Origin of the sequence: Hyphomicrobium sp. (assembly GCF_019753045.1) — a bacterium.
Lineage (GTDB): Bacteria > Pseudomonadota > Alphaproteobacteria > Rhizobiales > Hyphomicrobiaceae > Hyphomicrobium_B.
The window spans coordinates 340,280-358,945 of record NZ_JAIELN010000005.1 but is presented as its reverse complement, the minus strand read 5'-3'; the positions used below and the strand labels follow the sequence as shown (position 1 = coordinate 358,945).

Genomic DNA, 18,666 nt, shown 5'->3' with positions numbered 1-18,666 from the left:
GATCGTCGCGTCCGGCTCGCCCGGCCCGAGCGATGCCGCCAGCCAGGCGCGTGCCCCATCGTCGACGCCGGCCTCTGCCGCGATCGCCGCCGCCGTCATCGGGTTGTCGCCGGTGATCATGACTGTGCGAATGCCCATCCGGCGGAGTTCTGCGAAGCGTTCGCGAATACCGCCTTTGACGATGTCCTTGAGATGGATGGCGCCGAGCAGCCGGCCATCCTTGGCGACGGCCAGAGGCGTGCCGCCCGATTTGGAGATCGCGTCGGTTATCGCCTTAATCTCGCGCGCGGTTTCGGTGCTGATCGCCGGCCGCAGGGCTTGCGCTGCAGATCCGGCCGACAAAGACGCGGAGCCAAGTGAGTTGACGTATCGAATGACGGCGTCGACAGCGCCCTTGCGGATCGATGACTCTTCGGTCTCGACGCCGCTCATCCTGCTCTGCGCGGTGAACGGTATGAAGCGCGCCTTCACATCGGCGACCTCACGGCCGCGAAGTCCATATTTCGATTTCGCGAGCACGACGATGGAGCGGCCTTCCGGCGTTTCATCGGCGAGAGACGAAAGCTGCGCGGCATCCGCAAGCTCGGCTTCGCTGACGCCTGTGAGCGGCAGGAATTCGGTCGCCTGCCGGTTGCCGAGCGTGATCGTGCCGGTTTTGTCGAGAAGCAGCGTGTCGACGTCGCCAGCCGCTTCGACCGCACGGCCGGACATGGCCAGGACGTTGAAGCGGACGAGGCGATCCATCCCCGCAATGCCGATTGCCGAGAGAAGCGCGCCGATCGTCGTCGGGATGAGCGTCACGAACAGCGCAACAAGCACGACGACCGAGATGGTGCCGCCTGCATAAGCGGCGTAGCTCGGAATTGTGGCCGTGGCGAAGACGAAAATGATCGTCAGGCCGGCGAGCAGAATATTGAGCGCGATTTCGTTTGGCGTCTTCTGACGCTCGGCGCCTTCGACGAGCCGGATCATGCGGTCGAGGAATGTCGATCCCTGCGCCGCGCTGATCCGGACGACGATCCAGTCGGAGAGAACCTGCGTGCCGCCCGTTACAGCCGATCGGTCGCCGCCGGATTCGCGAATGACCGGCGCCGATTCCCCTGTGATCGCGGATTCATTCACCGAAGCGATGCCCTCGATGACCTCGCCGTCGGACGGGATCGTATCGCCGGCTTCGACGAGAACCACATCGCCGACAGCGAGCGATGTGCCCGGGACGAGCTTGAAGTTTCGACCCGCGCCGCTCATCAGCTTCGCCTGAGTTTCGGTGCGTTGCTGGCGAAGGGCGTCGGCCTGCGCCTTGCCGCGCCCCTCGGCGATCGCCTCGGCGAAATTCGCGAACAGGACGGTGAACCACAGCCACACGATGATTTGGAACGTGAAGGAGAGGTCGTGTCCACCCTCAATGACGTCCCGGACAAATATGATCGTTGTCAGAACGGACACGACCTCGAGCACGAACATGATCGGGTTCTTGATCAGCGTTCTGGGATCGAGCTTCACGAATGCCGACCCGATTGCCGGAAGAACGATGGCGGGATCGAGCATCGTTGAGATCGAGCGCTTCTTGCGCACGGTAGTTTCCATAGCGAGTGTCTCCGAAACCATCAGAAGAGCATGTTTCTGGTCATCGAGATCTGCTCGACGATCGGACCAAGGGCGAGGGCAGGGAAGAACGTCAAGCCACCGACGATGAGGATGACGCCGATGACCATTCCGACGAAGAGACCGCCGGTCGTCGGGAATGTGCCGGCCGATGGCGGTACGGTCTTCTTCTCGGCCATCGAGCCCGCAATCGCGAGCGCCGGAACGATCATGAAGAAGCGGCCGACGAACATCGCGATAGCGCCCGTAATGTTGTAGAATGGGGTGTTGCCGGTGATGCCGGCGAACGCCGAGCCGTTGTTCGCCGTCGACGACGTGTAGAGATAGAGCATTTCCGAGAAGCCGTGCGGCCCGGGGTTCGCGATGGATGCGAGGGCCGACGGCAGCACCGACGCGACGGCCGTGAAGCCCAGATACATGAGAGGAAGAACGAGGATCGCGAGCATCGCCATCTTCACTTCCTTCGCCTCGATCTTCTTGCCGACGTACTCCGGTGTGCGGCCGACCATGAGACCGGCGACGAAGATTGCGATCACGATGAAGATCAGCATCCCGTAGAAGCCCGCGCCGACGCCGCCGACGATGATCTCGCCGAGCTGCATGTTGATCATCGGGATCATGCCGCCGAGCGCGGTGAAGCTGTCGTGCATGGCATTGACGGCACCGCACGACGCAGCGGTCGTTACGACGGCGAAGAGCGCGGAGGCGGACAGGCCGAAGCGGACTTCCTTGCCTTCCATGTTGCCGCCCGTCAGACCGAGTTCATTGAGGCCCGTAACACCCGCCGCTTCCGCCCAATAGCAAACGGCAACGCCCGCAATGAAGAGCACGCCCATCACCCAAAGGATGGCCCAGCCTTGCTTTTGATTTCCGACCATGCGGCCGAAGACGTTCGTAAGCGCCGCGCCGAGTGCAAAGATCGCGACCATCTGGACGAAGTTGGAGAAGGCCGTCGGATTTTCGAAAGGATGCGCCGCGTTGGCGTTGAAAAAGCCGCCACCGTTGGTGCCGAGCATCTTGATGGCGACCTGCGACGCGACCGGCCCGACTGCGATTGTCTGCTTGCCGCCTTCGAGAGTCGTCGCGTCAACGTACGCGCCGAGCGTCTGCGGTATGCCGTCCCAAACGAGGAAGAGTGTTAAGGGGATGCAAATCGGCAAGAGGACGTAGAGGGTGCAGCGGGTGATATCGACCCAGAAGTTGCCGATATTGCGCGTCGACGCCCGCGCGAAGCCGCGAATGAGCGCGATGGCGACGACGATGCCCGTGGCGGCCGACAGGTAGTTTTGATGGGTCAGCCCGAGCATCTGGGTGAGATACGAAACGGTCGTTTCTCCCCCGTAGTTCTGCCAGTTCGTATTCGTGATGAAGCTGACGGCAGTGTTGAACGACAGGTCAGGCGCGACCGCCGTCATGCCCTGCGGGTTGAACGGCAAAAATCCCTGCGTGCGAAGGAGCACATAGAGGATCAGAAAGCCGCCAATGTGGAATATCAGCATCGAGACGGCATATGTCAGCCAATCCTGCTCGGAGCGCTCGTTCACGCCGGAGACTTTATAAAGAGCGTTCTCAATCGGCCGAAGAACCGGTGAAAGAAAGGTCCTTTCGCCGGAAAACACGCGAGTCATATACCAGCCGAGAGGCTTCACGAGCGCAATGACGACTGCGCAGAAAAGGGCAATCTGCGCCCAACCGACGAGGGTCATTTGGAGTGCCTTTCAGAAGGATTCTGGACGCACGAGCGCGTAGATGAGGTAGATGAGGAGGCCGGCGGTGACGACCGCTGCCAATGTGTAATCGAATATCATGGGGCCCTCACAGATGGTCGCATGCGAAGGCGTAGGCAATCGACGCCGCGAAGAGCGCTAGGCCGCCTGCCACAAGGATGGTGTCGAACATTTGATGTTTCCGATCCTGAGCTAATGATCTCGCGCAAGGATGGATGGGCGAGCACGGGGTTACGTGCCACTCGCCGCATATGAATTCGAGCTGACCGGACGGAAGGACTTATAGGAATCTCATAAAGATGCGGGGACTTGACTTCTCCGATCCATGCGCCATCAGCTCCGAACCTACTAAAATATGATGATTTGTTAAAGGCGCGGGAATTTCCCGGAAATCGCACACCGTCTTCAGACTGCATTTATCATGTGCGATGCAGCGACGATTGTTCGCGTAGTGATGCAATTAAGCTTGCTTGAACTCCGTGCAGATGCATAGCTACCCCCGCCGGGATCATCGAAAAGTTTTGTCAGCACGTTGCCCGGTCGCGTTGCTGTCATCCTGGGACTGCTCGAACCCCACATCGGTTCTAGCTCCAAGCGGAAAGCGCGACCGTATCGCGCCGCAAGGTACCCACTATGACGACTCTGAAAAATCTCTCCGTGCTCATCATCGATCCGAATGGCGAAGTGGCTTTCGACTTGCGCCAATCGTTCATTGCCGCGGGCGCGGCGACCCATGTGGTCGCAAGCTTCGCGTTGGCCGAAAAACTGCTCGATATAAAATCGATCGACGCGGTCATTCTTCCTTATTCGCAAGATCCGGAGACCATCGCCTTCTGCCGCTCGATTTCCGAGCGCAACATTCCCGCCGTTTTTACGGCGGAGCCGCCTGCGCGCTATTCGGCAAACCGTCGGATGTCGAGCGCGATCATCGCAGTCAAGGGGCTGATTGCAGAGCAGAGCGCTCAAACATATCGCGCAGTCCATTAGCGAAGCCGATCATCTGCGAATAAGCGAAACCGAGCAGCCCTCTGCCCGGTTTCTATATATCGTCGATGTCGTCGCTCAAGCGATCGCGCTCAGCATCATGAACTTCAACTTCAACATCGTCCGCGACGGAGTGACGGTCGGTCTCTTCGTCCGGAACAGCCTCGTTCTCGTCTTCCCGCTCGTCATCGGAATCGTCCTCATCTCCCGGATATGAGGGCACGCTCTGCGGCTTTCCCGGTAGCGGAACCCGCACGGGCGACAGTTCGTCAGGATCGAATGCTTCCGGCTCGACGATTTGTGCTTTGCGTTTACCCATTGGCGGAACTCGATCTCGATATCTCTCTCTCGATAACGCTTCTAGGCAATCAGGGTTCGCACCCGCCTTACATATTACATAAGGCGAACGATGGCCGCTTTCTTCGCACCCAGATTGGATACCAGCGTTTTGACGAAGGCATCGTCGCCGCCCGCTACGATATGCGTAAAGTTCAAGGATCTTATGGTGGCGGCGTCCTTCGCGTCGCCGGGGTTGAAGCGGCGAAAGGCCGAGCGGTTGAAAACACCGTCGTCGAAGATCTCGGTCAGCGCCGGGCAATCGAAGTAAAAATATTCTCTCTGACGGTCGATGGTATCGAGAAAAATGGAACCCAAGGCTTCCATGATGGCCTTCCGGTTTCTGAATTCCTCACTGCACGCAATGAACACGCGGGTTTGCGCGGCGATAGGCTGTTGATCAGTCATTTTAGGTAAATTCCAAAAAGAGGTCGGAACCCCAAACCGCCCTCAGCCATTTTGCGCATGGCTGTCGCCCGCGTCTCAAAGAGATGGGTCAAGCGCGGATTGGAGACATAGCGATGAAGCTGAAGGCAAGGTGAAGTGGCCGAATAATGGCGGGCTAAGCGCCGGGCACTGAACCGCAAGTATTGGTGTCGGCAATTCGGAGCGCTGGACCCCGCGAAAGTACAATGGAGCATCGAGGAGCATTGCTGTGGAAATTCGGGTTTCACAACTGGAACGAGCCTTCGAACTTGCGCGCTCTGGGCGTTGCACGTCGGTCGCGGAAATAAAGCGCAAGCTTCGCGAAGAGGGCTATCAGGATGACCAAGTCGAGGGACCATTGCTGTTCGGTCAGCTGAACCAGCTCATGAGGAAATCGGCATCCGAGTCCGGAGGCGAACCGGGCTCATCGCGAACAGCCTGATTGTCTTGCAGCACCGAAAATGTGGAGGCACCCCGATCCCCTGCCAAACCGGGGTGCTCCTTTTAGCCACGGCATTGGGGGCAGCCGCACTAGGGTAAGTGCGTGCCGTGGCGGGGACGTTACCAACGCGCGGTCCAACAAGTTCCCTTCGCTTTCAAATTCCCTCTGCTTGCAAACAGCCCCTCGGGCCGATGGTTGCAATTGTTCGGAACTCGAACGGGGAAGAGCCCGTTGCCCAGTATCTGGGCTGAAGTTATCTGGGCTGAAGTTCGAGCCTCACGTTCGCGGTGTCGAAAGGAATGATAATGCGCGGTCATTTTTTGCCGGTCGTGTTCTGTGCAGTCGTGGGATTGATCGCAAATTCGCCCTTATACGAGGTGCAAGCGGGGAGCGCAGGCGCGACCACAACACCCGCAGAACCAGCGGCGCCTCAAAAGGCGAATGACGCTGCGGAGACAAAATCTGCGGATGTCCCGCTCAGCAAGAAGCTCGACGAGAACAAAGGCGTTCTGAAGCCCCCGCAGGGTGTCGATCCTGGAATTCATCAGCCACCACCGGCACATACAGGAGACAAGATGCCGGTCATCGTGCCGCCGGGCGAGCCGGGCGGCGATCAGAGTGTTCAGCCGAAATAACTTCCACTTTACTGAAGCGGATCAGAGAGTGGATATGCACGGCGAACGCGTCGCCGACTTCCGACTTTACTTTTCGGTAATCTCGTTCGCGCGAATTGACGTTACCGAATAAAATTGACGTATCAATCAGCATGACGGCCGGCGATGCCGGCCGTCATTCGGCAATAATGGAGGAAACCATGAGAATAATCCTTGCGGTCATAATGAGCGTATGTCTGACCGGCGCATCACTGGCTGCCGATATGTCCTGCAGTGCAACTGCCAAGGATAAAAAGCTGGCGGGTGCGGCACTCAAGAGCTTCATGACCAAATGCGAGAAAGACGCGTCTGCGAAATGCGACGCCGATGCCAAGGCGAAGAATTTGCACGGAGCAGCACAGACGAGCTTCACAAAGAAATGCGTTAAGGACGCCTCCGGCGTTTGAGTTGCTAAGACCGAAGACAATAGCGGCCCGGAACAACGTCGGCACATCGGGCGTGTCAGAAAACGTTAAAATAGATCGTGGCGGGCGCGCCTCTCGATGCGCGGATTTCATACGCTAAGGGCGCGCTCCCTCGCCGCTGCCAAAGCTATCCAGCTGAAGCTTGATGAGCTTATCGTGGCACCCAAAGTGCACGCGATATTCTGATAGATCTCGAGCACGCAACCGAACAAATCGCCAGATTCCAAGCGGAATTTGCGAACCTGCGGCACGCTCGGCTGCGCAATCGGAACAATGTCTTGCAGGCGGCGTTGGCCTTAGGCCTCCGGATACGGAAGAAGGAGACCAACAGAATGCAGGCCGAAAGCAGATTTTTGGAGACGAGCAGGGTGGCGGGAACGGCCGTCTATGACGGGTCCCACGCCGAGATCGGCAGCGTTGACGATTTGATCATCGACACGATGACTGGAAAAGTCCGTTATGCCACTTTGAGCTTCGGCGGATTTTTAGGGCTCGGAAAAAGCCAGTATGTCGTTCCGTGGACAGCGCTTCGCTGGGACCCTGAACTCGAAGGCTACGTGACCGGTATCACGGAGGAACAGCTTCAAGCCTCGCCCGATCTTGATCCGCTGTCGTTACGAAACCGCGATGCGGAAGGCCGTCTGCATGAAGCATATGGTGCACCAGGGTACTGGGAACTCGAGCCGCGCTAAATCGCAATAGAAAACGACGCTCCGATGGAACACGTGAACGTAAAGTACGCGAAGGGATTTCACGTCCTCGCAGGCGACGGTCGCTCGCAGGCCGCCTCGATGGTGATTGAACCCGGCGAGAGCGAAGGCGGGAAAGATAACTTACACAAAGGAGCCGATCAGTGGCTCTATGTCGAAAGCGGAAGCGGAAGGGCGATTGTCAACGGACACGCCTATCCGCTTCAGCCGGGATCGCTCATACTCGTCTCCCACGGCGAGACACATGAGATCCGCAATACCTCCAACGTTCCGATGAAGACGCTGAATTTCTATGTGCCGCCCGCCAATACGCGGGACGGAGAGGAGCGCCCTGCAGGCAAGGCTGAGTAAATCCGGCGCGATTGTCGCGGGCCCGAAGCGAACGGCATTGAAACTTAGCAAGGCGCCGGTGCGTTTCACTCCTGGCATTTTCAGGAGAACGTCAAATGCACCCCGCAATGGCACTCTGGATTTGGTCCGTATCGATGTCTCGCGTTTGGCAGACGTCGCTTATGGGTGCCGATCTTCTGCCGCAACTGGACGAGAAGCCGAGGGTGGCGGACCCGGCTTTCGTAAGAGCGAACAATTATCTCTACTCAGAGGTCGCGAAAAACCCGCTTCCTGATTCTATTCTCGACCGTCTCGCCGACCTGTACTGGACGGAGCGCGATTCCGACCTTGCGATTTAGCGATAACGCCCGGACAGTCATCGCTTGTCCGGTGCCGCATCTTTAGCGTTACACTCATCGGCTTGAGGATGTTCTTCCGCTCGCAATTTCTGCAGGCGCGACGAGATTGCCGGCGGAAGGCCATCGAGATTGAGTTCATAAAGCTCTTTCAGCCGGGGTCCAACCTGCCGTTCGAAATGAAACATCCAATCATCAATATCGCGCGCCACGACCGTCACTTTCCTTTTCTGCGCTTCCCGCTCATTTCGTAACGTCCGCATACCATCAGTGTTCCCGCGTGGTTTTGGCGGCCCGGTTGCAAGCGAAGCGGTGCCTCGAGGAACGGCGTCTTTCGCCGGGCGTTGCCCAAAAAAGGAGAAGCGCGCATGGGCAATCTTGCGACGATGATTGTGGTTCTCGGCGGGACGTTTTTGATCGCGGGGATGCTCCTTTACTATTCGCTCCTCCCAGGCAATCCGCGCACGGGCTCGCGCAAACGCCGCGCCGCTGTTGAGACGACGGCGATAATGGCTGCGGCGAGCGAGCGCGATTCCGCGCACACAACCGATTGACCGTGTGTTCCGTCCAGCCCCGCGTCTAAATGTGTACGTCGGGCAACTGAACGTGACGTTGGCTTGCCAACTCGTTGCCGCATTTTGCGCGAAAAAAGTCCCAACGCACAAAACGGGGCGTGTGTCATGGGCACAGTTAAAGCCGCAGATCGGATCGTCAAAAGCCTCAACTTAATTCGAGGAGAGGCGTCGCGCCTCGATTCCGCGCGAGCCGAAGGCAAGTCCTTCGAAGCTAGGATGGCGCTTAAGACGATCAAAGACGAATGCTACGACTTGCGTCAGTTCCTTCACGAACTGCAACAGAAGGGTGAGCTCGACTGACATTTCATCGTTTCGCTGGAACTCAGTTTGCTGCCCGCGGTTAACCACGTCGAGCCGAGCAAACGGAGGAGCCTGCGATGCGCAAGAAGGCCGTCAATCAGGTCTATGGCGTTCTGAAGGCGGTATGCGAGCTCGAAAAAAGAGCTGAAAGCAGCGCCGGTTTATCTCGACATCGCCAGCCGTGACGAATGCACGAGGCACTTGCGGGAGGCGCGACACCAGCTTCATCAGGTGTTGAACGAAGTCTGCGCGTCCGACTTTCGTAATCGCAAAGTCGCGGCCTGAAATCGGTCATGAGATCGGTCACAGCCCCCGAACCCTCCGCATCTTGTGCTCCATTTCGCCATAGCAGCTTTGCCGCGCTCTGAACTCAGCCCTCTAACCACATCGAACAAATTGCCTCGTCGCGCGTTGTGAGAACGCCGTTCTTTGGGTCGCGGCAAGAGGTGGCGGACATGGCGAAGCAGAAATTCGCGTTGGCCTTGGGCGGAGGAGCGGCTCGGGGATGGGCACACATAGGCATTCTTCAAGGGTTGGCCGAGGCTCGACTGGAGCCTGAGATCGTCGTTGGAACGTCGATCGGGGCGATCGTCGGAGGGCATTACGCGTCGGGCCGGTTGAACGACCTCGCAAATTTTGCGCGCCAGCTCACGCGCCGGCGCGTCTTCAGCTTTTTGGACTTGAGTGTTTCGGGTTCGGGCCTGATTGCCGGACAGCGGCTCTTCGATCGCTTCGACGATCATTTGCGTGGCCTGACGATCGAGCAGCTCCCGGTTCGGTTCGCAGCCATCGCGACCGATCTCTCAACGGGCCATGAAGTGTGGCTGCGCCGGGGCTGCGTCACCGAAGCCGTTCGCGCATCGTCCGCGATTCCCGGGATCGTGCGGCCCGTACATCTTAACGGCCGCTGGATGGTAGACGGCTGCCTCGTCAACCCGGTGCCCGTTTCCGTCTGCCGCGCCCTCGGCGCGCGTGTCGTCGTCGGCGTCAATCTGACGAGCGAATTCGGGCGTGGCGGGATCTGCATTGGCGATGACGACGACGATGAGGACATCCCGGGCGAAATCGTCGTCGAGGAAGCACCGATCACGCGATGGAACGGCAGCGGCGCGCTTCAGCTGCTTCACAGGCAAATCTTTGGGCAGCGCCAAGACGGCGCGCCGGGCATCACGTCCGTTATCCTGAACTCGTTCAGCATATTTCACGACCGCATCGCGCGAGCCCGCCTGATGGGCGACCCGCCTGATTTGCTCGTGACGCCCGACCTCGCTGATATAGGCGTCCTCGATTTTCATCGTGCTGATGAAATGATGGAGGCTGGAAGAGCAGCGATCGAGCCGCACATTCCAATGATCGAGCGATATTTGAAAACGCCGCCGCCGGCGCTTCTCAACACGCGGCTCTTCGCTGGATAAACGGCAAATGCCCGGAGTGGGTCCATCGGACATCTAGCCATCCGACATCTAGAATGACGGAGCATCGCCAAAGCGCTTCAAACTACGAATGCCTTGGCAACGAACGGGTGACCCGTTTGCTTTATTGTTCCTGCGCTGACAGTTCCTGCTCCAAACTAAGGCACATTGCCACCGTTTCGAAACCGTATCCGTTCGGTCAGCGTCTAATATCCGGCGAACAATCGTGCGGACACTGACGATGGCTTTGAGGAGAGACTGAACGGTCCCCCATGCTGGTATCAGCGACAGTACATGACGCGAGAGACTTCGCGATTGCGAAGCACAGCGGACAAGTGCGTCAGCACGACGGACGTCCGTATATCGTGCATCTCGATGGGGTCGCAGCCATCCTCGAAGAGTACGGATATAAAACTTCAGAAATCATCGCGGCCGCGTTTCTGCACGATACGATAGAGAAAAGCGACACGAGTATAGAAGAGATCCATCAGAAGTTCGGCGAGACCGTTGCTGAACTGGTCTATTGGCTGACCGATACCGAGAAGGGAAGCCGCGCGTCGCGAGCATTACAAGCCGCGTGGAGACTGTCGCGCGCCCCCTGGGACGCCAAGCTCATAAAACTCGCAGACATCATCGATAATGGCTCTGCGATTGTGCTTCACAATCCCTCCTTTGGTCCGATATTTCTCGAGGAAAAGCGGCTTTGTCTGAAGAAGATGGCGGAGGTGGAAACCAGCCGCATGTTGAGGCTTCCGCTTTTCCAGAAGGCGGCGATCGTGACGGAATCCGCCTCTCTTTGATTTCGTAAAGTCTAAAATTGGAGACCCTGAAATGAGACGCGCCGCGATTGCCTCTGCTGCATGTCTAGCGATGACGACGTGCTCTGCCGCATTTGCCGACGACGTCAATCGCACAGGCCAACCGCAGGCGAAGGATTCTGGCAAAGCGGGAGCCGCATCGAAGGGCGATGACGCCAATACCATGGGCGGAGCGACAACCGAGCGGACGTTGCCCTCGGAACAATTCAAACAGCTACCGCACGACGACAATAAATCGAACGACAAGAAGACGAACAATTCCGAGCCGGCATCGCCTTCGACGGGTGAGTGCTGAGCTTGTGCGCGTGGGCCGCTGTGCGCCCTCCTGACGCGATCAAGGCGGTGCGCCGCAAATCGACTCGATGTCGCGGGAACGGGTTCTCCACCTGCAAGTATTATTCACACCACGGCAGCACCTCCCCCCGGTGTGCTCCTTTCAGCCGTGAAGTTCTAAGCACCCTGGTTCCCCCCACCAGGGTGCTTTCTCTTTTCAGGTCCCCGCGGGTCTGATGCGCGGCCTGCGTTGCACAACCGATATCATTCCGATCGACGACAAAATTGCTTCAAATCATGTGCGGAAAATCGCGTGAAGCAACGACTTAAAGCGAGTGAGAAATCCGCTCGAAAAAACCGGAACGAACCATTCTGATTGGTTCACCACCCGGCGCTCTATTTGGAATGAGCAACGTGGAGTGTGGTAGGCCGCGAGCCATGAGCTAGGTCGAATAGTCAGCTCCAAACGAAATGCGGAAACCCAAAAGGAGAGGCCTCCAATGATGATGCGTCACCTTCCATTTGCGTTCGCACTTATCGCCACTCTGTGCATGCCGCTCGCCGTATCGGGTCATCCGGGTGGGGGAGGAGGAGGTGGTCGTCGTGGTGGTGGCGGAGGAGGAGGCGGCCATACAGCCGGCCCCGGCGGTGGAGGCGGTGGTGGCGGTGGTCGTGGTCCCGGCGGAGGAGGTGGGGGTGGCGGCGGACCGGGCGGGGGTGGCCCGCGTGGTCAATTCCGTGAAGGCGGACCTCCGGGCGGCGGCCCTCGAGGCGGCGAGCGTTTTCGTGGTGGAGAAGGTTTTCGAGGTGGAGAACGGTTTCGCGGTCGAGACCATGGCCCGTGGCGCGGTCACGGCCGCCGTTTCTGGCACGGAAGGTGGTACCCATACGGCATAGGGCCCTGCTGGCGCTGGTCGAATTATTATGCCGAATTCATCTGGGTCTGCTACTAGAGGCCCCGCAAGATCCCGGGCTGACAGCTTTGGCGGCTCGGGATCTCTCACCAAAATCCGAGGAGTGAACTACTTATGCCTACGATGTCCGACAATCGCCGGCGCCGCATTGTCGCCCGCCAGAAGAAGCTCGAGAACGCGGTGAAGCGCACGGAAAAGGCCGCCAAGCGCGCGCGTAACAGCGAAGGCGCGAAAGCTACCGTTAAGGCTGCCAAATAAGCTGCTCGTTTCTTTCGAGAATGCCTGCCAGCCGCGTGACGGCGCCAGCGTGCTGACTTAAGCGATCTTCCAAAGCAATCATCATGCTGGCCTTGACAGTGTCGGGCCAGTGCATCGTTTGGACGGTATGAAGTTCGATCGAAAGCTCGGTGATGATCTCATTGTGCCAGTAGATCGCTTCTTCGATCGTATAGGCGTCTAGCGCCTTCTCGCGGCATATTTCGAGGTAGTCGCTGGCTTTGATCGTGGCGGGAAGTTTTTCGTCTTTCGACATGTTCCTTGAAACCGTGCGTTTCGCTGCGAGCGAATGGATGAACAGACGAAAATTCACGCGATCGCTTAGCCAGTGGAGCAGGGAACTCGGGCGAGAGCCAACAGCCCGAGGGCCTGACCGATCTCCATCCGCCGCCATGACGACGCTCCCAGTGTCTTGCCCCGTGGCTTGATTGCTTCGGGCGTTCGCCGCCGGTGCCGGAGCGGCCCGGCGGCGAACGCTATGATGACGCACGACGATAGCTGTTGGTTCCGAAGAGCCACGCAAATTCCCCGGCAAAATCCCGCAGCGCCACAGTGCACTAACGGAGAGGAAACCATCCGGCCGCTGTGAGGTAATGCAGTCATACCGCGTGCCTCGCACGTGGGATCAGGAGTTCTAGAGAGTATCGGTCTTCACAAACTTCGCTTCGGCGGAAAGATACTTGTGAGAGCACCTGATCGCCGGCGAAGAGCTGGCGCATGGCTCCTAGACGTGGGGTCATGGAAGGCCTCGGGACCTGCGGATGCGCAGGGACCGGGGCTTTTTTCTTAGGCCAACGGCCGGATAGATAAAATTGGCTCGATTGCGGAGGCGTTGTGGTCGCGATCGCCGGCCGTGCGTGCCGAACGGGTGCGTGATTATTCCTCCGTCAAGGGTGCTCCTGGCGGAGCAACCTCGTAATATTCTTCGCTGAAACCGCTCTCGCCTGAACCGGCCCCTTCGCCGCTGACGTCGATACCGTAAGAGTCGGGTGCTATCGCGATTTCATCGGGCTCGGCCTCTGATGGCGTCCCGTACTGTTCGTCCGAATAATATGGAGCATCAACCGGGGCGGCATCGTCATTGTCGTCCGCATTCTGCGCAAACGCGGCCGGAGCAACGGCAAGCGACGTCATTAACAGTGCCGATAAAATCAGATTTCTCATGGGAACGACCTCGCGAGGACAGAAAGACACGGAAGCAGTACACGCGCCGTCAGGGTTTGTTCCAAGCCGACCCCGTGTGCCCCGTTCTTCGCAACGTCAAATATCGTCGGAACCGGAGCTTCCTCGTCCACGTTAACAGCGCACAAAGCAGAGGAGGACTCTCATGAATTGGGATCGCGTTGAAGGGAACTGGAAGCAATTCTCCGGTAAGGCAAAGGAAAAGTGGGGTCAGTTGACCGACGACGACATCGCTAAGATAAACGGCAAACGCGAGCAACTCGAAGGCGTGCTCCAGGAGCGCTACGGCTTCGCTAAGGAACAGGTAAAAAAGGAAGTCGACACCTGGTCAGACTCGCTCAGATAGAGTTATCAGCACTTTGATAAAGGGAGGCCCAATTTTTGGGCCTTTCTTTTTGCCTCGACCGATTAGAATGCTATGAAGCGCACCATTCTAGTGTTGAGGAAAGTTGGGAATGTCCAAGACGTTTTGTGCGGAGATGCTGACGCGCTCCGAATTCGACCGCGCCAACGAGCGGTTGGAAATCACGGTTTGCAACGCCGCCGGAGAGACCCAAACGATCTCCATCAACGCACGCATTGCCGAAACGCTTTCCTCGATACTCGGCGATCATTTTCAGTCGGCCTCGGCTTTTGGCGATCTTACAAAAATTCCGGAACGTTATGCCGTTGGTCACGGACGCCACGAACCCGTGGTTATGCTGCGTTTTGAGGATGAGCCGGCATACGGTCTGACCCCCGATCAGGCGCTCGATCTCGGCGAGGCGCTGATCGATGAAGTCGGCGCTATGACGAAGGTGAAATATCCCGCTCGTCAGTAGAAATGGGCAACGACGTCACGAAAGCTCTTTCTTGATGTCGTTGCAGAGTAGCGCCATGGCGGCTTGCGTCGCAGGCTTGGCCAAGAAGCGCGCGCCGACAGGCAATGCCGCAACGCTCGGTAAATGCTTTCCCGAGCTGACGATGATCGCCATGTGTGGCCAGTGCTGCCGGATGTAATGCGCGAGCGTCAGGCCATCCATATCGCCTGGCATATTGATATCCGTAAAGACGACCTTGATGCCCGGCGTGGTCCGCAGAATATGCAGCGCATCATGAGCGGTGCCGGTCTGCAAGGTCTCGTAACCGCCATCTTGAAAGTCGGCGGCGAGCGCCATGCGAATGAGCATCTCGTCTTCGACAATAAGGACCTTCGCAATCGCCAAGACTACCTTCTCTTGTCCGGTGCCGCCAATCGCGGCTCGTTGCACTTCTGTTTGCCGCTGACGTAGCGGAAGGGAAAAATCAATGCGCCAGTTTTCGCGCGCTTTTGAGATCGCGAACGAAGTCGTTGAATGCCTGTGAGCGTGCATCGTGATCCGGCATGCGAAGCATCGCAGACGGGTGAATGGTGACGAAGCCCGGCATGTCACCGAACTGGTATTTTCCCCGCGACTTTCCAATAGCGACCGGCGCGCCTTCGAGAGCGGCAGCCGCCGTCGCGCCGAGCGCCACGACGAGACGAGGGTGAACGAAGCCAAGCTCCTTCAGTAGCCACCAGCGATAGCGCTTCACCTCGCCCATCGTGGGCTTCTGGTGAATGCGCCGCTTGCCGCGCTCTTCATGCTTGAAGTGCTTCACCGCGTTGGTCACGTAGGAGGCTTTCCGATCGATGCCCGCGGCCGCTAGCGCCTTATCCAAGAGTTGGCCGGCGGGCCCGACGAACGGCCGCCCCTGCAGATCTTCCTGATCGCCCGGCTGCTCGCCAACGAAAGCCAGGGCGGCGCCAACCGGGCCTTCACCCAGCACGGCCTTCTTGCCGCCGGGAACCATGGGCTTAGCGGCGGTGATGATCCTGTTGAGTTCTGTAAGGCTCTTGGGTTCCGCGCCATCGGAAGCCGGAAACAGATCGCCGTTCGAGGCGGCGGAGTGAGCGGACGGCCGGGTCGAGTGCTTCGGCATGGGTGTCATGACGCGCTTGCTGCTGGGCTTTATTGCCCGACGCGCGATCACAACTTTTAGTTCCGCCGGCCCTTTTTTGCTCGCTTGTTGGAACTTCGAAATATTGCGGGAGTGCAATTCACGAGCCTAAGGTTGGGCGCCGGAACTTGGGGTTCCGGCGCCCGCGTCTGAGGCAAGTCAGGGAGCACCCACTGCCGACCTCAGTCGTGGCCAAACCTAGTCGTGGAAGGTCTCTCCGTGGAGAGCAAGATCGAGGCCTTCTGCCTCTTCAGATTCGTTGACCCTGAGACCGATGGTGTACTTGATGAGGATCAAGGCCACGAGGCTGACGATCGCCGACCACACGATTGTCAAGCCGATGCCTTCGATCTGTACCCAGACCTGATTGAGGTTGCCTTCGATCCAGCCGGATTTCCCTGCGCCGCCGACTGCCTGAACGGCGAAGACGCCGGTGAGCACTGCACCGAGGATGCCGCCGACGCCGTGAACGCCGAAGACATCGAGTGCATCGTCATAGCCGAGAGTATGCTTCAGGCCGGTGACGCCCCAGTAGCAGACGACGCCTGCCGCAAGACCGATGATCAGAGCGCCATCGACGGCGACGAAGCCGCAAGCAGGCGTGATCGCCACGAGACCGGCAATTGCGCCGGAGACAGCACCGAGAAGGCTCGGCTTGCCCTTAAGGATCCACTCGACGAGCGTCCACGAGACGACGGCACCCGCGGTCGCGATCTGCGTGTTGAGCATGAGGATGCCCGTGCTTGCGCCAGCGCCCAGTGCAGAGCCGACGTTGAAGCCGAACCAGCCGCACCACAGCAAAGAGCCGCCGATCATGGTCAGCACGAGGTTGTGGGGAGCCATCTGTTCGGCGCCGTAACCCTTGCGCCTGCCGATGACGATGGCAGCTACGAGACCAGCGATAGCCGAGTTGATGTGAACGACGGTGCCGCCAGCGTAGTCGAGAACGCCTGCGCTGCCCAGATAGCCGCCCGGGCCCCACACCATGTGGGCGATCGGTGCGTAGGCGAATATCGCCCAGAGAGTTACGAAGGCCATGGACGCCGAGAACTTCATGCGGTCAGCCGGTCCGCCAAGGGCAATGATCGGCGTGATGATGAAGAACGTCATCTGGAACATGACGAAAAGGAATTCAGGGATGCCCGAAGCGGCAGGCGCCGGGGTGTCCGGCGCAATGCCGGCCAGCAATATCTTCGAGAAGCCGCCGAAGAACGGGCTGCCTTCCGTGAAGGCAATCGAATAGCCGATGACAACCCATACGATCGAAAGGAGGCCGGCGCCGAACACGCACTGCATGAGAACAGCGAGCGCGTTTTTCTTGCGCACCATGCCGGCGTAGAAGAGGCCGAGGCCGGGGACAAGCATCGCGAGCACGAGCACGGATGACGTCAGCATCCATGCGATGTCGCCCGTATTGAAAGCTGGCGCAGCAGCAGCCGCAGCTGGTTCAGCGGCCGCCGGCGCCGCTGCTTCCTGTGCAAGGGCGATTGCTGATGTCGCAAGTAGTGTCACTGCGCTGAGAGCCGTGGCTCCAAGCGAGGGTCGAAATCTTGAAGTCATTCTTATCCCCCAATGTTGGTCCCGATCGTTCCATGCCGTCCGACCACAGCTTGTGCGGGTTTCTGCTGCTTTCTCATCAGGCAGGGAGGATGTTCGCAAGGAATGTGCCAGATGAACCAAATTCGCGTTTAATTGGGACAGATGTACCAATGAATAGGCGAGAGAGATCAATGCCTAGGCACTTTGACTAAACCTGAGGCAAAGGCAGTGAGCGGATTATATCCGGCACGACGATGGGTTAGCCCGGTGGCGCGATCGGCCATTCGGCTTCGACGTATTTCTTGAACCAGGCGCTAAAACACTGAGGGACGGCCGCAACCTGCTTGCGGATAACGTCTGGGCTCGTCCAGCTGTAGCCGTCACACTCTACGGGATCGGGCGCGATCACCCCGTCATAGGTGCCCCGGAACACGTGCACGAACTCGTGTTCGGTCAACCCGGCATCGAGTTCGGCGCGATAGGTGAAGGTACCGATCGGCGTCAGCGGGCAAATAACGCGCATCTCCTCGTTTAGGCGGCGGGCCGCAGCCTGCAGCGTCGTCTCGCCCGGCCGCGGATGGCCGCAGCACGTGTTCGTCCAAAGACCGCCGGAGTGATACTTGTCGACCTGACGCCGTTGCAGGAGCAGGCGGCCCTTGCGGTCCCAGACCATCACGGAAAACGCGCGGTGAAGGACGCCCTGGCGGTGAGCCTCGAGCTTTTCGGCAAAACCTATTTCGTTGTCCTCGAGGTCGACGAGGACGACTTCTTCCCGAACCATGTTTGGCAATTCCCGCAACCGAGCAGCGAACGATTTGCGCGCCACCATAGCGCTGTGGCCGCCGCGGGATAACCCCCTATGCTCAATGTTTGTAGAACGTCATCATGCGCGTGAAGCTTTGCATGATCTCATCGGCCGGCCGGTCGAAAACGTCGAGCGGAATGCGAATGACGTTGCCGGACATGGTCCAGGGAAGCCGCATCAGGAAGCGGTAGAAGGGGCGGCGGCGCCAATCGACGAGCAATGCCCGATCCAATGGGTCTTCGAGGGTGATGCGCAACTCGTTGTTTGTCGAGCCGCGGATATCGATGGTGATCAACTCGATTTGTTTGATGGACCGCCAGGTGACGATCCCGAGGCCCTCCGCGAAGATGCCGTATTGCCCCGAACCGATCCGCGGTTTCCCCGTCTCGAGCAGGGGATAATTGTAGTAGCCGAAGCCTAACGCGAAGAGAGCAATTGCGATGAGAACGATGTTGTCGATCGCGATGCCGATCGTCCCCAGGCACGCACCGATCAGGCAAACGACATAGACGGGAAATTGGATTTCTTCTCGTTCGTAGGCCACCGTGTAGCCATGCATGTCGTCCTGGCTCACGGGTGACGCACCTGCATGTTCGATTTCAATTGTAGCGAGCGGACT

The 18,666-nt window shown here is 58.7% G+C and carries 28 protein-coding genes; 15 read left to right on the top strand and 13 right to left on the bottom strand.

The window, feature by feature from the left end:
• The 3 genes from kdpB to K2Q04_RS06740 all read right to left on the bottom strand — a co-directional run.
• Positions 1–1,587 (bottom strand): potassium-transporting ATPase subunit KdpB (kdpB, locus tag K2Q04_RS06750; protein ID WP_291160987.1); only part of this gene is annotated, 1,587 nt, incomplete at its 3' end.
• A gap of 20 nt (positions 1,588–1,607) precedes the next feature.
• Positions 1,608–3,311: a potassium-transporting ATPase subunit KdpA gene (kdpA, locus tag K2Q04_RS06745; RefSeq protein WP_291160984.1), complete on the bottom strand. Its 1,704-nt coding sequence runs from the start codon at positions 3,309–3,311 to the stop codon at positions 1,608–1,610.
• A gap of 12 nt (positions 3,312–3,323) precedes the next feature.
• A complete protein-coding gene (locus tag K2Q04_RS06740) occupies positions 3,324–3,413 on the bottom strand; it encodes a K(+)-transporting ATPase subunit F (RefSeq protein WP_291160982.1) in 90 nt (29 codons plus the stop codon).
• A gap of 552 nt (positions 3,414–3,965) precedes the next feature.
• Here K2Q04_RS06740 and K2Q04_RS06735 point away from each other — a divergent pair.
• Complete coding sequence (locus K2Q04_RS06735; RefSeq protein ID WP_291160979.1) at positions 3,966–4,319, top strand: hypothetical protein; 354 nt, start codon at positions 3,966–3,968, stop codon at positions 4,317–4,319.
• A gap of 52 nt (positions 4,320–4,371) precedes the next feature.
• On the opposite strand, the gene K2Q04_RS06730 is transcribed toward K2Q04_RS06735, so the two are convergent.
• Both K2Q04_RS06730 and K2Q04_RS06725 read right to left on the bottom strand, forming a co-directional pair.
• Positions 4,372–4,635, bottom strand: a complete 264-nt coding sequence (locus K2Q04_RS06730) for a hypothetical protein (RefSeq protein WP_291160978.1) — start codon at positions 4,633–4,635, stop codon at positions 4,372–4,374.
• 74 nt (positions 4,636–4,709) lie between these two features.
• A complete protein-coding gene (locus tag K2Q04_RS06725) occupies positions 4,710–5,060 on the bottom strand; it encodes a hypothetical protein (protein WP_291160975.1) in 351 nt (116 codons plus the stop codon).
• A gap of 765 nt (positions 5,061–5,825) precedes the next feature.
• Between K2Q04_RS06725 and K2Q04_RS06720 the strand changes: the two genes are divergently transcribed.
• From K2Q04_RS06720 to K2Q04_RS06700, 5 genes are all read left to right on the top strand, one after another.
• Positions 5,826–6,155, top strand: coding sequence for a hypothetical protein (locus K2Q04_RS06720; protein ID WP_291160972.1), 330 nt, complete (start codon positions 5,826–5,828; stop codon positions 6,153–6,155).
• A gap of 179 nt (positions 6,156–6,334) precedes the next feature.
• The gene (locus K2Q04_RS06715; protein ID WP_291160969.1) at positions 6,335–6,580 is read left to right on the top strand and encodes a PsiF family protein; all 246 of its coding nucleotides are present in this window, start codon (positions 6,335–6,337) and stop codon (positions 6,578–6,580) included.
• A 350-nt stretch (positions 6,581–6,930) separates the two neighbouring features.
• A complete protein-coding gene (locus K2Q04_RS06710; RefSeq protein ID WP_291160966.1) occupies positions 6,931–7,290 on the top strand; it encodes a PRC-barrel domain-containing protein in 360 nt (119 codons plus the stop codon).
• A 24-nt stretch (positions 7,291–7,314) separates the two neighbouring features.
• Complete coding sequence (locus K2Q04_RS06705) at positions 7,315–7,659, top strand: cupin domain-containing protein (protein ID WP_291160963.1); 345 nt, start codon at positions 7,315–7,317, stop codon at positions 7,657–7,659.
• Between the two features lie 95 nt (positions 7,660–7,754).
• Positions 7,755–7,997, top strand: a complete 243-nt coding sequence (locus tag K2Q04_RS06700; RefSeq protein ID WP_291160960.1) for a hypothetical protein — start codon at positions 7,755–7,757, stop codon at positions 7,995–7,997.
• A gap of 17 nt (positions 7,998–8,014) precedes the next feature.
• On the opposite strand, the gene K2Q04_RS06695 is transcribed toward K2Q04_RS06700, so the two are convergent.
• The gene (locus K2Q04_RS06695) at positions 8,015–8,257 is read right to left on the bottom strand and encodes a hypothetical protein (RefSeq protein ID WP_291160957.1); all 243 of its coding nucleotides are present in this window, start codon (positions 8,255–8,257) and stop codon (positions 8,015–8,017) included.
• A 105-nt stretch (positions 8,258–8,362) separates the two neighbouring features.
• Here K2Q04_RS06695 and K2Q04_RS06690 point away from each other — a divergent pair, with 105 nt between their 5' ends.
• The 7 genes from K2Q04_RS06690 to K2Q04_RS06660 all read left to right on the top strand — a co-directional run bounded on the left by K2Q04_RS06690 (position 8,363) and on the right by K2Q04_RS06660 (position 12,544).
• Positions 8,363–8,548 carry a hypothetical protein gene (locus tag K2Q04_RS06690; protein WP_291160954.1) on the top strand — a complete coding sequence of 62 codons (186 nt, stop codon included), beginning with the start codon at positions 8,363–8,365 and terminating at the stop codon, positions 8,546–8,548.
• A gap of 126 nt (positions 8,549–8,674) precedes the next feature.
• Positions 8,675–8,869, top strand: coding sequence for a hypothetical protein (locus tag K2Q04_RS06685; RefSeq protein ID WP_291160952.1), 195 nt, complete (start codon positions 8,675–8,677; stop codon positions 8,867–8,869).
• Between the two features lie 455 nt (positions 8,870–9,324).
• Positions 9,325–10,284: a patatin-like phospholipase family protein gene (locus K2Q04_RS06680; protein ID WP_291160949.1), complete on the top strand. Its 960-nt coding sequence runs from the start codon at positions 9,325–9,327 to the stop codon at positions 10,282–10,284.
• Positions 10,285–10,553: 269 nt separating this feature from the next.
• Entirely contained in the window at positions 10,554–11,081 is a 528-nt protein-coding gene (locus K2Q04_RS06675; RefSeq protein WP_291160946.1) for an HD domain-containing protein, read from the top strand.
• Positions 11,082–11,112: 31 nt separating this feature from the next.
• Positions 11,113–11,394, top strand: a complete 282-nt coding sequence (locus K2Q04_RS06670) for a hypothetical protein (RefSeq protein ID WP_291160943.1) — start codon at positions 11,113–11,115, stop codon at positions 11,392–11,394.
• Between the two features lie 572 nt (positions 11,395–11,966).
• On the top strand, positions 11,967–12,269 hold the full coding sequence (locus tag K2Q04_RS06665) for a hypothetical protein (protein ID WP_291160942.1): 303 nt from the start codon (positions 11,967–11,969) through the stop codon (positions 12,267–12,269).
• Positions 12,270–12,400: 131 nt separating this feature from the next.
• On the top strand, positions 12,401–12,544 hold the full coding sequence (locus K2Q04_RS06660; protein ID WP_291160939.1) for a hypothetical protein: 144 nt from the start codon (positions 12,401–12,403) through the stop codon (positions 12,542–12,544).
• Here the strand turns inward: K2Q04_RS06660 and K2Q04_RS06655 are convergent.
• Positions 12,528–12,818 carry a hypothetical protein gene (locus K2Q04_RS06655; RefSeq protein ID WP_291160936.1) on the bottom strand — a complete coding sequence of 97 codons (291 nt, stop codon included), beginning with the start codon at positions 12,816–12,818 and terminating at the stop codon, positions 12,528–12,530. The genes K2Q04_RS06660 and K2Q04_RS06655 overlap by 17 nt on opposite strands.
• Before the next feature lie 620 nt (positions 12,819–13,438).
• Complete coding sequence (locus K2Q04_RS06650) at positions 13,439–13,726, bottom strand: hypothetical protein (protein ID WP_291160933.1); 288 nt, start codon at positions 13,724–13,726, stop codon at positions 13,439–13,441.
• Between the two features lie 163 nt (positions 13,727–13,889).
• Here K2Q04_RS06650 and K2Q04_RS06645 point away from each other — a divergent pair, with 163 nt between their 5' ends.
• Positions 13,890–14,090, top strand: coding sequence for a CsbD family protein (locus tag K2Q04_RS06645; RefSeq protein ID WP_291160931.1), 201 nt, complete (start codon positions 13,890–13,892; stop codon positions 14,088–14,090).
• 109 nt (positions 14,091–14,199) lie between these two features.
• Complete coding sequence (locus tag K2Q04_RS06640; protein ID WP_291160928.1) at positions 14,200–14,565, top strand: hypothetical protein; 366 nt, start codon at positions 14,200–14,202, stop codon at positions 14,563–14,565.
• 15 nt (positions 14,566–14,580) lie between these two features.
• Here K2Q04_RS06640 and K2Q04_RS06635 read toward each other — a convergent pair whose 3' ends face one another.
• The 5 genes from K2Q04_RS06635 to K2Q04_RS06615 all read right to left on the bottom strand — a co-directional run bounded on the left by K2Q04_RS06635 (position 14,581) and on the right by K2Q04_RS06615 (position 18,621).
• Positions 14,581–14,949 carry a response regulator gene (locus tag K2Q04_RS06635; RefSeq protein ID WP_291160925.1) on the bottom strand — a complete coding sequence of 123 codons (369 nt, stop codon included), beginning with the start codon at positions 14,947–14,949 and terminating at the stop codon, positions 14,581–14,583.
• Positions 14,950–15,028: 79 nt separating this feature from the next.
• Positions 15,029–15,685, bottom strand: a complete 657-nt coding sequence (locus K2Q04_RS06630) for a UdgX family uracil-DNA binding protein (RefSeq protein ID WP_291161008.1) — start codon at positions 15,683–15,685, stop codon at positions 15,029–15,031.
• A gap of 216 nt (positions 15,686–15,901) precedes the next feature.
• Complete coding sequence (locus tag K2Q04_RS06625; RefSeq protein WP_291160923.1) at positions 15,902–17,263, bottom strand: ammonium transporter; 1,362 nt, start codon at positions 17,261–17,263, stop codon at positions 15,902–15,904.
• 238 nt (positions 17,264–17,501) lie between these two features.
• A complete protein-coding gene (gene idi, locus K2Q04_RS06620) occupies positions 17,502–18,023 on the bottom strand; it encodes an isopentenyl-diphosphate Delta-isomerase (RefSeq protein ID WP_291160920.1) in 522 nt (173 codons plus the stop codon).
• A gap of 82 nt (positions 18,024–18,105) precedes the next feature.
• Positions 18,106–18,621, bottom strand: a complete 516-nt coding sequence (locus K2Q04_RS06615) for a hypothetical protein (RefSeq protein WP_291160918.1) — start codon at positions 18,619–18,621, stop codon at positions 18,106–18,108.
• Positions 18,622–18,666 lie beyond the last annotated feature (45 nt).

What these genes read in the sequence shown, in the direction of transcription:
- K2Q04_RS06710 (WP_291160966.1), top strand. Translation starts at nt 6,931, where the DNA reads ATGCAGGCCGAAAGCAGATTTTTGGAGACGAGCAGGGTGGCGGGAACG.
- K2Q04_RS06640 (WP_291160928.1), top strand. Translation starts at nt 14,200, where the DNA reads ATGTCCAAGACGTTTTGTGCGGAGATGCTGACGCGCTCCGAATTCGAC.
- K2Q04_RS06705 (WP_291160963.1), top strand. Translation starts at nt 7,315, where the DNA reads ATGGAACACGTGAACGTAAAGTACGCGAAGGGATTTCACGTCCTCGCA.
- K2Q04_RS06740 (WP_291160982.1), bottom strand. Translation starts at nt 3,413, where the DNA reads ATGATATTCGATTACACATTGGCAGCGGTCGTCACCGCCGGCCTCCTC.
- K2Q04_RS06675 (WP_291160946.1), top strand. Translation starts at nt 10,554, where the DNA reads ATGCTGGTATCAGCGACAGTACATGACGCGAGAGACTTCGCGATTGCG.
- K2Q04_RS06625 (WP_291160923.1), bottom strand. Translation starts at nt 17,263, where the DNA reads ATGACTTCAAGATTTCGACCCTCGCTTGGAGCCACGGCTCTCAGCGCA.
- idi (WP_291160920.1), bottom strand. Translation starts at nt 18,023, where the DNA reads ATGGTTCGGGAAGAAGTCGTCCTCGTCGACCTCGAGGACAACGAAATA.
- K2Q04_RS06700 (WP_291160960.1), top strand. Translation starts at nt 7,755, where the DNA reads ATGCACCCCGCAATGGCACTCTGGATTTGGTCCGTATCGATGTCTCGC.
- K2Q04_RS06730 (WP_291160978.1), bottom strand. Translation starts at nt 4,635, where the DNA reads ATGGGTAAACGCAAAGCACAAATCGTCGAGCCGGAAGCATTCGATCCT.
- K2Q04_RS06695 (WP_291160957.1), bottom strand. Translation starts at nt 8,257, where the DNA reads ATGCGGACGTTACGAAATGAGCGGGAAGCGCAGAAAAGGAAAGTGACG.
- K2Q04_RS06660 (WP_291160939.1), top strand. Translation starts at nt 12,401, where the DNA reads ATGCCTACGATGTCCGACAATCGCCGGCGCCGCATTGTCGCCCGCCAG.
- K2Q04_RS06725 (WP_291160975.1), bottom strand. Translation starts at nt 5,060, where the DNA reads ATGACTGATCAACAGCCTATCGCCGCGCAAACCCGCGTGTTCATTGCG.
- K2Q04_RS06680 (WP_291160949.1), top strand. Translation starts at nt 9,325, where the DNA reads ATGGCGAAGCAGAAATTCGCGTTGGCCTTGGGCGGAGGAGCGGCTCGG.
- kdpA (WP_291160984.1), bottom strand. Translation starts at nt 3,311, where the DNA reads ATGACCCTCGTCGGTTGGGCGCAGATTGCCCTTTTCTGCGCAGTCGTC.
- K2Q04_RS06735 (WP_291160979.1), top strand. Translation starts at nt 3,966, where the DNA reads ATGACGACTCTGAAAAATCTCTCCGTGCTCATCATCGATCCGAATGGC.
- K2Q04_RS06720 (WP_291160972.1), top strand. Translation starts at nt 5,826, where the DNA reads ATGCGCGGTCATTTTTTGCCGGTCGTGTTCTGTGCAGTCGTGGGATTG.
- K2Q04_RS06685 (WP_291160952.1), top strand. Translation starts at nt 8,675, where the DNA reads ATGGGCACAGTTAAAGCCGCAGATCGGATCGTCAAAAGCCTCAACTTA.
- K2Q04_RS06670 (WP_291160943.1), top strand. Translation starts at nt 11,113, where the DNA reads ATGAGACGCGCCGCGATTGCCTCTGCTGCATGTCTAGCGATGACGACG.
- K2Q04_RS06715 (WP_291160969.1), top strand. Translation starts at nt 6,335, where the DNA reads ATGAGAATAATCCTTGCGGTCATAATGAGCGTATGTCTGACCGGCGCA.
- K2Q04_RS06630 (WP_291161008.1), bottom strand. Translation starts at nt 15,685, where the DNA reads ATGCCGAAGCACTCGACCCGGCCGTCCGCTCACTCCGCCGCCTCGAAC.
- K2Q04_RS06690 (WP_291160954.1), top strand. Translation starts at nt 8,363, where the DNA reads ATGGGCAATCTTGCGACGATGATTGTGGTTCTCGGCGGGACGTTTTTG.
- K2Q04_RS06645 (WP_291160931.1), top strand. Translation starts at nt 13,890, where the DNA reads ATGAATTGGGATCGCGTTGAAGGGAACTGGAAGCAATTCTCCGGTAAG.
- K2Q04_RS06655 (WP_291160936.1), bottom strand. Translation starts at nt 12,818, where the DNA reads ATGTCGAAAGACGAAAAACTTCCCGCCACGATCAAAGCCAGCGACTAC.
- K2Q04_RS06650 (WP_291160933.1), bottom strand. Translation starts at nt 13,726, where the DNA reads ATGAGAAATCTGATTTTATCGGCACTGTTAATGACGTCGCTTGCCGTT.